The organism is Rhizobium sp. BK049, assembly GCF_014193135.1.
Taxonomy (GTDB): Bacteria; Pseudomonadota; Alphaproteobacteria; order Rhizobiales; family Rhizobiaceae; genus Rhizobium.
The window spans coordinates 31602-42357 of the sequence record NZ_JACHYV010000005.1 but is presented as its reverse complement, the minus strand read 5'-3'; the positions used below and the strand labels follow the sequence as shown (position 1 = coordinate 42357).

The window sequence follows — 10756 nt, the reverse complement described above, 5'->3', positions numbered from 1 at the left end:
GTATGGCTTGCCGGACTGATAACGGATAACGCGCATGAACAAGGTTCTCCTGATCGACGACGATGCGGAGTTGACGACACTTCTGCAGGAGTATCTGGTCGAGGAAGGATATGATGTCGTAACGGACACGGATGGCCGCGCCGCCATTGCTGCGGCGGCCGGCAATACGGTCGACATCATCGTGCTCGACATCATGATGCCCCGCATGAACGGGATCGAAGTTCTCCAAAGAATCCGGAAGCTCAGCCAGGTCCCCGTTCTGATGCTGACGGCCAGAGGCGACGACGTGGACAGGATATCCGGTCTCAATCTCGGCGCCGACGATTATGTGCCGAAGCCGTGCTCGCCGGGTGAACTCGCCGCAAGGCTGCGCGCCATCCTGCGCCGCGTGGGCCAGCCTGCCACCGGCCTATCGACCGATACGGTGAGGGCAGGAAAGCTCGTGATCCATTCCGGCAGCAGAAGCGCCGAATGGCGCGGCGAGGCTTTGGAGCTGACCGGGACAGAGTTCAGCCTGCTCGAAGTACTCGCCCGCAGCGCCGGCCAGCTGGTGTCGAAGCAGGATATTTCCAAGCGCGCCTTCGGCAAGCCGCTGACCCCGTTCGATCGCCGGATCGACGTCCATATCAGCAGCGTTCGCCAGAAGCTCGGACTGAGGGAGGACGGGCAATCCTGGATCCAGTCCGTTCGCGGCCAAGGCTATCAACTTCTCGTGGATTGACCATGCCCCGGCTTTTCTGGAAGTTCTTCGCGATCATCTGGCTGACGCTGACCACGACCGTCGGCGTGATCATCCTGCTCGTCAACTTTCTCCAAGGCGTTCCTTTTGCGCGGGAACTGGAACAGGAGCGACGGTCGATCGCGTTGAACCTAACCGCAAATGTGCTTTCGAGGGACGGCGAGGAAGCGGCAGCACATTTCGTGCGTTCAAGTCAAGAGATGCTGCCGCACGGTCTCACCATCTCCAAAACCGAGAAACCCGATGCCTGTTCGGATCCGAAGGCTGAGACGCGATCCGTTCTGAAGGAGGGGATCTGCTATCGAATATTCCTGCCAGCCCCTCCCACTTTCACCTTCGAGAATTTTGGCCCGTTCATGCCGTGGCTCACGATCCTGATCTCCAGCACGATATCCGCCTGGGCACTGGCGCGATACCTCATCCGCCCCGTCGTGCATTTGCGCGATGGCCTGAGCGCGCTTGCGCATGGCCGCTTCGACTTCCGCATCGGCGACAAGATGGCCGGGCGGAAAGACGAGGTGACAGCACTCGCCTATGACTTCGATTCGAGCGCCGCACGGCTGCAGGAGCTTCAGGATGCGCAGCAGAGGCTGTTCCATGACGTTTCCCATGAATTGCGTTCGCCCTTGTCCCGCCTGCAGGCCGCCGTCGGCGTGCTCCGGCAGAGCCCGGCCAAACTCGGTGCCATGTTGGAGCGCATGGACCGGGAGGTCGAACGGCTCGATATGCTGGTGGGCGAAGTTCTGACCCTTGCCCGGCTGACGGCGGGATCCGGCCTGCCGCTGAAGACGCAGACCGTCGATGTCGTCGAGCTGCTGAACGAAATTCTCGGCGATGCCGCCTTCGAGGCCCAGGCACGGGAGGTTTCGATCACGACGAGCGTCGAGGGCGTCTTCCGGGCCGAGGTCGAAGGCGAGCTGATCTACCGGGCGCTCGAAAACGTCGTTCGCAACGCCGTCAAATACACGGCCGATCATTCGTTCATCTCGGTGTCCTGCGAGACAGCAGACGACCGTCTCAAAATCTGCGTCACGGATCGGGGGCCGGGCGTCAAACGGGATGAGCTCGAACGGATCTTCCAGCCGTTCTCTCGCGGGAAAGAGGCGGTGCCGAGAGGCGGATACGGTCTTGGTCTCGCCATCACTAGACAGGCCATCGAACGCCACGGCGGGCGTGTGCATGCGTCGTTGCCGGAGGCGGGGGGGCTGGCGATCACACTGGAGCTTCCCCGAAAGCGCTGATCCCCTCTGCCGGGTTTTACCTAACTTTACAGTTTCTTAACCGCCATTAACGCTGGCCTCGCTAAGCCTGAACCCACGATCCCGGTTCAGAAGGCTCGCCAGTGAGTACGTCGCTTCGCAGAAGACTATCATCCCTCCGCTACGCCGCATCCACATTCCCACTGCTGCTGACAGGCTGCGTCAGCGGCCCGGATCATGTTCCCCCTGAGATGCCGCTTCCCCCCAAATTCGAAGCGGGGAGTAATAAGAGCAACGGCGATGTCGTGACTGCCGAGTGGTGGACGGCCTATCGCGACAAGAAGCTCGATGGGTTGGTCACTTACGGCCTCAGCGAGAACCTCGATGTGCTGCAGGCGCTCGAAAGCATCAACTCCGCTTCCGCCAACGTCACGGTCGCCGGTGCAGGCGCCCTGCCGAGCCTGACGGTCGACGGGTCGCATACCCTGTCCGGCGAGAAGGGGCGGCTGCGCACCACGGTCGGCACTACTAACACTTCAGGCGGCAATGCCAGCTTTTCCTGGCTGCTCGACGTCTTCGGCCAGTACCGTCGTTCGAAAGAGAGCGCCATCGCCTCGCTGGGGGCCGCTTATGCGACGGCCGACAATGCAAAGCTCACCTTCCTGAAAGACCTGGTCGAGAGCTATATCGACGCCCGCTATTATCAGGAGCGGATCGCGCTTTCACAGGCGAATTTGAAGTCCCGCCAGCAGACTTACGAACTCACGCAGCTGCAGCTGAAAGCCGGTGCGGCCTCCCGCCTCGACGTCGTCCAGGCCGAGGGCCTGGTACAGTCGACAAAGGCCGACATTCCTGGCCTCGAACAGAGTTTTACCGAATCGGCCCATCACATTGCTACCTTGCTCGGAATGCCGGCGGCTTCGCTGACGGACGAGCTGCGCAAGAATACAGGTCAGCCGGTGTTCCGCGGCGACATTCGTGCCGGCATTCCGGCCGATCTCATTCGCAATCGTCCCGATATAAGGAAGGCCGAACGCGAGCTTGCGGCGGCTGTGGCCGATATCGGTGCAGCGCAAGCCCAGCTCTACCCATCAATCTCGCTCTCCGGCTCGATTTCGCCGAGCTGGGTCAAAGCATCGGGCGCCAGCGGCGCCAGCCTCACCAGCTGGTCGTTCGGACCGGCGCTCAACCTGCCGATTTTCGATGGCGGCAAGTTGCGGGCCAATGTCGACATCGAGAAATCCGATGCCAGAACCCAATATCTGGCGTGGAAGGCGGCGGTGCTGAACGGGGTCGAAGAGGTCGAGAATGCGCTTGCAGCCGTCCGCCACGCTACGCAGACGCTGGGACCGTTGCGCAGGCAGGTGCAGACCGCGCAGGAATCGCTGGCGCTTTCGACCACGAGCTACAAGGATGGCGCCTCGTCGCTGCTCGACGTTCTGGACGCGCAGCGGTCGGTCTCAGATGCTCAGGAAAGCCTCGCTGCCACCGTGCAGCAGGTCGCGAAGGATTATGTGGACCTCTATGTCGCCATCGGCGCCGGTTACCTCGAGCCGGAGCAGGCCGCCTCCAGGCAAACGGCAAAGTCGGGTTGATTATCTGGAAGGTTGGCCTATCGTCCGGCGCTTTCCAGAATGCGCAGCGCAAGTTTGAGATGCGGCAGGTCAAGCATGCGTCCGTCAAGCTGGATGACGCCGGCATCCGGCCTGGCGGAAAAGGCGACGGCGACTTTCTCGGCCCAGGCAATCTCGGCGGTGTCAGGTGTGAAGGCGTGATTGATCGTTTCGACCTGACTTGGATGAATGGCCATCATGCCGGAAAAGCCGTCGCGCCGGCCGCGGCCGGCATAGGCTCGGAGACCGTTGAGATCGCGGAAATCCGGGTAGACGGTTTCGATTGCCGGGACGGCGGCGGCATGGGCTGCGAATAGGGTAAGCGAACGGGCAAGCTCGTAAGGCGGTGTATAACGGCCATCCGTTCTGCGCGCGGTCGAAGCCCCTATCGCGGCGGGCAGATCCTCAGCGCCCCAGGTCAGGCCGCAAAGGCTGGGCGAAACCTCCCGGTAGCTGCCGATTTCGAAGATCGCGGAGGGTGTTTCGGTGGCGATCGGCAAAATCGTAACGGCCGGCGTCAGCAAGGCTACGAGTTTGCGCACAGAGGTAGCCCCTTCGGCCTTCGGCAGCATGATCGCGAAAGGGTGAAGGCCGCTGATCGCGGCAAGGTCGTCTTCTGCTTCGAGCGAGGCGAGGGGATTGATGCGGATCAGCAGATGGGTTTCGCCTGCATGGCGCAGGACGAATTCGTGCACGGCCCCGCGGGCTCGCGGCTTGTTTGCCGGTGCGACCGAATCTTCCAGGTCGAGAATGACGGCATCGGCGCCGGAGGCCAGCGCTTTTTCGAAACGCTCCGGCCGGTCGCCGGGCACGAAGAGCAGCGAGCGCAGCCTCATGACGGCTTGACCTTCAGCATTGCCGTGCGCAGGCACTGGCAGACGATCTCGTCACGCTGGTTCAACGTGACATGCCGGAAGGTGACGATGCCGGCATCGGGGCGGGAGTTCGAGCGGCGCAGCTCCGTCACCTCGGTTTCCACCCGTAGTGTATCGCCGATGAAAACAGGCTTCGGCATCGTCACCTTGTCATAGCCGAGATTGGCGACGAGCGTGCCGAGCGTGGTGTCGCCGACCGAAAGGCCGACGGTCAGCGCAAAGGTGAAGGTGCCGTTGACGACGATGCGGCCGAATTCCGTGCTGGCGGCGTAATCGGCATCGAGATGCAGCGGCTGCGGATTGTGGGACAGCGTCGTGAACAGCAGGTTGTCGGTCTCGGTGACAGTGCGACGGATCTCATGGGCAATGCGGTTGCCGACCGTCCATTCGTCAAAATAACGGCCGGCCATCACGCCTCCTCCTTGATGACGCTGACGACCCACTGGTTTTCCGACACCCGGACGCCTGTGGAAACCTGTAATTTTCCGACGATGCCGTCGAAGGGCGCCCGCAGCGCATGTTCCATCTTCATCGCTTCCACAGTCAGCAGGCGGTCCCCCTTCGCGACATGATCGCCTTCGGCGACGTCGACCGAAATGACGAGGCCGGGCATCGGCGAGAGGATGGCGCCATCGCCCACACCCTGGCTTGCCTCGACCTCGCCCGCATGGGGCAGGCCGATCGGCCAGGCATTGCCGGCATCGAAAAGCACCATTTTCTCGTCGATCTTGACGGCATTCGCTTCAGGGCCGGGGCGTACACGTCCCCAATAGAGGTGACCGTCGATGCGCACCCGCACGCGCCCGTCATCTGGCCAGGCGATACGAAAACCGGTCAGCATCGACCAGGGATCCTCGTTCGCGGCCTTCGAAAGTGCCGTTGCCGCTTTGTCGATTGCCGTCTCCTCCGGCTCCGTCGCCACAAGGTTTTCACCATGGCGGTCGAGGAAACCTGTGTCGATCCGTGCGGCGCGAAAATCCGGGTCGACGGCGATGCGGGCGAGAAGACCGGCATTGGATCTGACCGGCCAGACTTCGACGCTGGCGCAGGCGGCTGCGAGCTTCGACAGCGCGGCCTCGCGGCTCGGCCCATGCGCGATGATCTTGGCGATCATCGGATCGTAAAAGGCGGTGATCTCGTCCCCCTGTTCGACGCCGCTGTCGACGCGGACAGTTCTGGGGAGTTTGAGATGTTTGAGCCGGCCGGTCGAGGGCAGGTAGCCGGCGCCGGGATTTTCGGCATAGAGCCGTGCCTCGAATGCCCAGCCCTTCATGGCGATCTCGTCCTGGCTCTTCGGCAGCGGCTCGCCGGTTGCGACCTTCAGCTGCCAGAGCACCAGATCCTCACCTGTTATGGCTTCAGTGACGGGATGTTCCACCTGCAAGCGCGTGTTCATCTCCATGAACCAGATACGATCCGGACGCAGGCCTTGCGAGGCATCGGCGACGAATTCGATCGTGCCGGCGCCGACATAGTTCACCGCTGTTGCCGCTTTCACCGCCGCATCGCAGATCGCCCCGCGCGTGGCAGCATCGAGCCCTGGGGCAGGAGCTTCCTCGATGACTTTCTGGTGACGACGCTGCAGCGAACAATCTCGCTCGAAGAGGTGGACGCAGTTCCCGAACCTATCGGCGAAGACCTGCACCTCGATATGACGCGGATTGGTGATATAGCGTTCGATCAGAACGCGGTCGTCGCCGAAGGCGGCGGCTGCCTCGCGGCGGCAGGAGGCGAGAAGTTCGGCGAAATCCTGCGGACGGTCGACACGGCGCATGCCCTTGCCGCCGCCGCCGGCAACCGCCTTGATGAGGACGGGGTAGCCGATTGTATCAGCCTCGGCCGCAAGCCTTGCTTCGCTCTGGTCCGGACCGAGATAACCGGGCGTGACCGGCACGCCGGCTGCCTGCATCAATTGCTTGGCGGCGTCCTTCAGCCCCATCGCTCGGATAGCGGCCGGCGGTGCGCCGACCCAGATGATGCCGGCCTTCTCGACCGCTTCGGCAAATTCGGCATTTTCCGACAGAAAACCGTAGCCCGGATGGATCGCGGCCGCGCCGGTTTTCCGGGCGGCTTCGAGAATGCGCGCCTCGGACAGATAGCTTTCGCGGGCCGGCGGCGGGCCGATGGCGATCGCCTCGTCCGCCTCCTTGACGAAGGGCAGGTCGGCATCGGCTTCGGAATTGACGGCGATCGTACGGATGCCGGCGGTCTTTGCCGTGCGGATGATGCGGCGGGCAATTTCGCCTCTGTTGGCGATGAGAAGGCTTTCCATCATTGCCGCCTCACATCCGAAACAGGCCGAAGCGCGGCCCTTTCGGGATCGGCGCATTCAGGCAGGCGGAGAAGGCAAGGCCGAGCACGTCCCGCGTCTGGCGCGGGTCGATGATGCCGTCGTCCCAAAGACGGGCCGTAGCATAATAGGGATTGCCTTCAGCCTCGTAGCCGGCGCGGATCGGCGCCTTGAAGGCCTCCTCCTCGTCGACAGACCAATTCTCACCGCGCGCCTCCAGCGCGTCGCGGCGGATGGTGGCGAGCACGGAGGCCGCCTGTTCGCCGCCCATGACGCTGATGCGGCTGTTCGGCCAGGTGAAAAGGAAACGCGGGCGATAGGCGCGGCCGCACATGCCGTAATTGCCGGCGCCGAAACTGCCGCCGATGATGACGGTGACCTTCGGCACGGTTGCTGTCGCAACCGCCGTCACCAGCTTTGCTCCGTCCTTGGCGATGCCGCTGGCCTCATAGCGGCCGCCGACCATGAAACCGGAAATATTCTGCAGGAACAGCAGCGGCACGCGGCGCTGGCAGGCGAGCTCGATGAAATGCGCACCCTTCAGCGCGCTTTCGGAAAAGAGCACCCCGTTGTTGGCGATGACGGCGACCGGCATGCCCCAGATGCGGGCAAAGCCGCAGATGAGCGTGGAACCGTAAAGCGGCTTGAACTCGTGCAGTTCCGAGCCGTCGACGATCCGGCCGATCACCTCGCGCACGTCATAGGGCGACCGCACGTCCTCAGGTATGAGGCCAAGTAGGTCGTCCACATCGAGTTTCGGCGACCGCGGAGGCTGGATGTCGATATCGACCGATTTGACGCTGTTGAGGCTGGCGACGATATCGCGCACGAGCAGCAGCGCATGTTCGTCGTTTTCCGCCACGTGATCGACGACGCCGGAGCGGCGGCCATGGGTCTCGGCGCCGCCGAGCTCTTCGGCCGAGATGATCTCGCCGGTGGCGGCCTTGACCAGGGGCGGCCCGGCGAGGAAGATCGTGCCCTGATTGCGCACGATCACCGTTTCGTCGGACATGGCCGGCACATAGGCGCCGCCGGCCGTGCAGCTTCCCATGACGCAGGCGATCTGCGGAATGCCTTCGGCCGACATCTGCGCCTGATTGTAGAAGATCGCGCCGAAATGGTCGCGGTCGGGGAAGACGTCGGCCTGATGCGGAAGATTGGCGCCGCCGCTATCGACGAGATAGATGCAGGGCAGCCGGTTCTGCAGCGCGATCTCCTGTGCCCGCAGATGCTTCTTGACCGTCAGAGGGTAGTACGCGCCACCCTTCACTGTCGCGTCATTGGCGACGATCATCACCTCGCGGCCGGAAACCCGGCCGATGCCCGATATGATGCCCGCACCCGGCGCCTCGTCACCATACATGCCGTTGCCCGCCAGCGTGCCGATCTCCAGGAAAGGGCTGCCGGCATCGAGCAGGAGCTGAATGCGGTCGCGCGGCAGGAGCTTGCCCTTGCCGGTGTGGCGCTCGCGCGCCGCCTGCGATCCGCCCTCGCGCGCTTTCGCCGAGCGTTCGTAGAGCTCATCGATGAGGGCCTTGTTCTTGGCGGTATTGGCTTTGAAGCTTTCGCTGTCGCGATCGATCGCAGTCGAAATCACCGTCATGATGCGATGAGCTCCCGCCCGATCAGATAGCGGCGGATCTCGTTGGTGCCGGCGCCGATATCGTAGAGCTTGGCGTCGCGCAGGAAGCGCTCGACCGGCCATTCCTTGGTATAGCCGGCGCCGCCAAGCGCCTGAATCGCTTCCAGCGACACCTTCACGGCATTCTCACTCGCAAAGAGGATCGCGGCGGCCGCATCGGTGCGCGTTGCGCGGCCGGCATCGCAGGCCCGTGCCACTGAATAGACATAGGCGCGCGCCGAATTCAGTGCGACATACATGTCGGCGATCTTGCCCTGCATCAGCTGGAAATCGCCGATCGGCTTGCCGAACTGCTTGCGATCGCGCACATAGGGCAGCACCACATCGAGGCAGGCCTGCATGATGCCGAGCGGGCCGGCGGCGAGCACCGCACGCTCATAATCCAGGCCGGACATCAGGATCTTCACGCCTTCTCCCTCCCGGCCCATCAGCGCCTCGGCCGGCACTTCGCAATCCTGAAAGACCAGTTCGGCCGTGTCGCTGCCGCGCATGCCGAGCTTGGAGAGTTTCTCGGAGACGGTGAAGCCGGTGAGGCCCTTTTCGATGATGAAGGCGGAAATGCCTTTCGGGCCGGCTGCGGGATCGGTCTTGGCATAGACGACAAGCACGTCGGCATGGGGCGCGTTGGTTATCCAGAACTTCGTGCCGTTCAGAATATAGCGGTCGCCTCTTTTCTCGGCGCGTAGCCGCATGGAGACGACATCGGAACCGGAACCCACTTCCGACATGGCAAGCGAGCCGACATGGTCGCCCGAGATCAGCTTCGGCAGATGACGGCGTTTCTGCTCGGGGGAGGCCCAGCAGCGGATCTGGTTGACGCAGAGATTGGAATGGGCGCCGTAGCTCAGGCCAACGGAAGCCGAGGCGCGCGAGACCTCCTCCATGGCGACGACGTGCTCGAGATAGCCGAGACCGGCGCCGCCAAATTCTTCCTCGACGGTGATGCCATGAAGGCCGAGTGCCCCCATCTGGGGCCAGAGCTGACGTGGAAACGTGTTGCTTTCGTCGATCTCCGCAGCCAACGGAGCAATCTGAGCGGCGGCAAACCGCGCCGTCGTTTCGCGGATCGCATCCGCCGTTTCGCCGAGCGAAAAATCAAACATGGCACTCCTCCCGCTGAAATATGTAGCGCGGGTTGCGGAAGGTTCAAAGTGCCGTTGGGGTGATGCTCGCGAGCGCACTCCCATTTGCTCGCGTCGTTGACGAATACAATTACGACATCGTCGAGCACTCCTGGTACATCGAGCCTTATCACCAGGTCCTCGGTCGCTTCAGCAAATCCTTTATGATGAAGATTGCCGCCATGTTCTCGAAGGCGCGAAGTCAGTCGGGTGGGGTTAAGCGTTTCGACTGATCTAGATTGAATTCTCCGCTTCCTCTCGTCGGAAAGCCTCGGGGCTTTTGCCCATCCATTTGCGGAAGGCGCGAAAGAAGGCGCTGGGTTCGGAATAGCCGAGCTGTGCGGCGATTTCGCCGATCGTTTTCGAGGTGTTCAGCAGTAATTCGACGGCGAGATCCCGGCGGATGTCGTCTTTGATGGCAGCATAACTCTGCCCCTCATCGTGCAGGCGGTGGCGCAACGTCGAAGGCCGCATGCGCATATCGGCGGCGAGTTCGGCGAAGCTGCGCCACGTGACTGGCGTCGCCTGGCCTAAACGCCGGCGGACGGCGGCGGCGACTCCTGCATCGTAGCGGTAGCGCACCAGAATATTCGCGGGCGCCCCGCGCAGGAACTGCTTTAGCGCCTGTTCGTTGCGTGAGATCGGCAGGTCAAGCATGGCGCTGTCGAAACCGAGCCGGCTGATCGGTTGCGAGAAGCGCACCGGTGCGCCAAAGAAAAGCCGGTAGTCGGCGCCTTGTTTCGGCTCGACGCAGCGGAAATCGACGAGCCGGATCGGGATACGCCGGCCGACCAGCCAGCAGGTGATGCCGTGCAGGATGATCCAGTAGGTGCGGTAAGCGAAGGCCGAGCGCGGGCTGCCGGTATCCCTGAGCTCGACCTCCGCTAGGCCCTCGCGGATGACGAGCCTCCCTCTGGGATCGTCGAGCACGACATCGAGAAAGCGCAGCGCCCGGCGCAGCGCCTGACCCAGCGTTGGCGCGTGCAGCACGCAGTGGCAGAGCAGCGTGAAGCTACCGCTGCGCATCGGCCGGCCGCTCATGCCGAAGAATTCGTCGTCGAGCTCGGCGGCAATCGCCAGCCAGAGCGCGCCATAGGTCTCGGCAGACACCGGCTGATCGACTACCGCCGGCAGGCCGACCCGCGCAAGGATTGGCGCCGTCGGCTTGCCGAGCCGCCGCAGGCTGTCGAGCGCCTCCTCGACGAAGCCCGGTGCGATCATGCGTCGCTCGACCTCGACCATCCGATCTCCCGCTATGGCAAAACTGGCCGAAATAA

General features: G+C 63.1%; 10 protein-coding genes. 4 read left to right on the top strand and 6 right to left on the bottom strand.

Features of this window, described 5'->3' with window-relative positions; all coding sequences use genetic code 11:
- The first annotated feature begins 34 nt into the window (after positions 1 to 34).
- From FHT70_RS06905 to FHT70_RS06895, 3 genes are all read left to right on the top strand, one after another.
- On the top strand, positions 35 to 721 hold the full coding sequence (locus FHT70_RS06905) for a response regulator (protein WP_183699778.1): 687 nt from the start codon (positions 35 to 37) through the stop codon (positions 719 to 721).
- 2 nt (positions 722 to 723) lie between these two features.
- The gene (locus FHT70_RS06900) at positions 724 to 1980 is read left to right on the top strand and encodes an ATP-binding protein (RefSeq protein WP_183699776.1); all 1257 of its coding nucleotides are present in this window, start codon (positions 724 to 726) and stop codon (positions 1978 to 1980) included.
- Positions 1981 to 2081: 101 nt separating this feature from the next.
- Entirely contained in the window at positions 2082 to 3533 is a 1452-nt protein-coding gene (locus FHT70_RS06895) for an efflux transporter outer membrane subunit (protein ID WP_183699774.1), read from the top strand.
- 17 nt (positions 3534 to 3550) lie between these two features.
- Here the strand turns inward: FHT70_RS06895 and FHT70_RS06890 are convergent, their stop codons facing one another.
- Genes FHT70_RS06890 through FHT70_RS06870 form a run of 5 tightly spaced genes read right to left on the bottom strand, consistent with a single transcriptional unit; the run spans position 3551 to position 9461 of the window.
- Positions 3551 to 4387 (bottom strand): CoA ester lyase, encoded by an 837-nt coding sequence (locus FHT70_RS06890; RefSeq protein ID WP_183699772.1) that lies wholly within the window; start codon positions 4385 to 4387, stop codon positions 3551 to 3553.
- A complete protein-coding gene (locus FHT70_RS06885) occupies positions 4384 to 4836 on the bottom strand; it encodes a MaoC family dehydratase (RefSeq protein WP_183699770.1) in 453 nt (150 codons plus the stop codon). Before FHT70_RS06885 ends, FHT70_RS06890 begins: the two co-directional genes overlap by 4 nt.
- Positions 4836 to 6701 (bottom strand): acetyl/propionyl/methylcrotonyl-CoA carboxylase subunit alpha, encoded by a 1866-nt coding sequence (locus tag FHT70_RS06880; RefSeq protein WP_183699768.1) that lies wholly within the window; start codon positions 6699 to 6701, stop codon positions 4836 to 4838. Before FHT70_RS06880 ends, FHT70_RS06885 begins: the two co-directional genes overlap by 1 nt.
- A 7-nt stretch (positions 6702 to 6708) precedes the next feature.
- Complete coding sequence (locus FHT70_RS06875) at positions 6709 to 8319, bottom strand: carboxyl transferase domain-containing protein (RefSeq protein ID WP_183699766.1); 1611 nt, start codon at positions 8317 to 8319, stop codon at positions 6709 to 6711.
- Positions 8316 to 9461, bottom strand: a complete 1146-nt coding sequence (locus tag FHT70_RS06870) for an acyl-CoA dehydrogenase family protein (protein ID WP_183699764.1) — start codon at positions 9459 to 9461, stop codon at positions 8316 to 8318. The genes FHT70_RS06875 and FHT70_RS06870 overlap by 4 nt, the downstream gene beginning before the upstream one ends.
- 62 nt (positions 9462 to 9523) lie before the next feature.
- Here FHT70_RS06870 and FHT70_RS30105 point away from each other — a divergent pair, with 62 nt between their 5' ends.
- The gene (locus FHT70_RS30105; RefSeq protein WP_210282771.1) at positions 9524 to 9712 is read left to right on the top strand and encodes a hypothetical protein; all 189 of its coding nucleotides are present in this window, start codon (positions 9524 to 9526) and stop codon (positions 9710 to 9712) included.
- A gap of 1 nt (position 9713) precedes the next feature.
- Here FHT70_RS30105 and FHT70_RS06865 read toward each other — a convergent pair whose 3' ends face one another.
- Positions 9714 to 10721 carry an AraC family transcriptional regulator gene (locus tag FHT70_RS06865; RefSeq protein ID WP_183699762.1) on the bottom strand — a complete coding sequence of 336 codons (1008 nt, stop codon included), beginning with the start codon at positions 10719 to 10721 and terminating at the stop codon, positions 9714 to 9716.
- Positions 10722 to 10756: the final 35 nt, after the last annotated feature.

What these genes read in the sequence shown, in the direction of transcription:
- FHT70_RS06905 (WP_183699778.1), top strand. Translation starts at nt 35, where the DNA reads ATGAACAAGGTTCTCCTGATCGACGACGATGCGGAGTTGACGACACTT.
- FHT70_RS06900 (WP_183699776.1), top strand. Translation starts at nt 724, where the DNA reads ATGCCCCGGCTTTTCTGGAAGTTCTTCGCGATCATCTGGCTGACGCTG.
- FHT70_RS06890 (WP_183699772.1), bottom strand. Translation starts at nt 4,387, where the DNA reads ATGAGGCTGCGCTCGCTGCTCTTCGTGCCCGGCGACCGGCCGGAGCGT.
- FHT70_RS06885 (WP_183699770.1), bottom strand. Translation starts at nt 4,836, where the DNA reads ATGGCCGGCCGTTATTTTGACGAATGGACGGTCGGCAACCGCATTGCC.
- FHT70_RS06880 (WP_183699768.1), bottom strand. Translation starts at nt 6,701, where the DNA reads ATGATGGAAAGCCTTCTCATCGCCAACAGAGGCGAAATTGCCCGCCGC.
- FHT70_RS06875 (WP_183699766.1), bottom strand. Translation starts at nt 8,319, where the DNA reads ATGACGGTGATTTCGACTGCGATCGATCGCGACAGCGAAAGCTTCAAA.
- FHT70_RS06870 (WP_183699764.1), bottom strand. Translation starts at nt 9,461, where the DNA reads ATGTTTGATTTTTCGCTCGGCGAAACGGCGGATGCGATCCGCGAAACG.
- FHT70_RS30105 (WP_210282771.1), top strand. Translation starts at nt 9,524, where the DNA reads ATGCTCGCGAGCGCACTCCCATTTGCTCGCGTCGTTGACGAATACAAT.
- FHT70_RS06865 (WP_183699762.1), bottom strand. Translation starts at nt 10,721, where the DNA reads ATGGTCGAGGTCGAGCGACGCATGATCGCACCGGGCTTCGTCGAGGAG.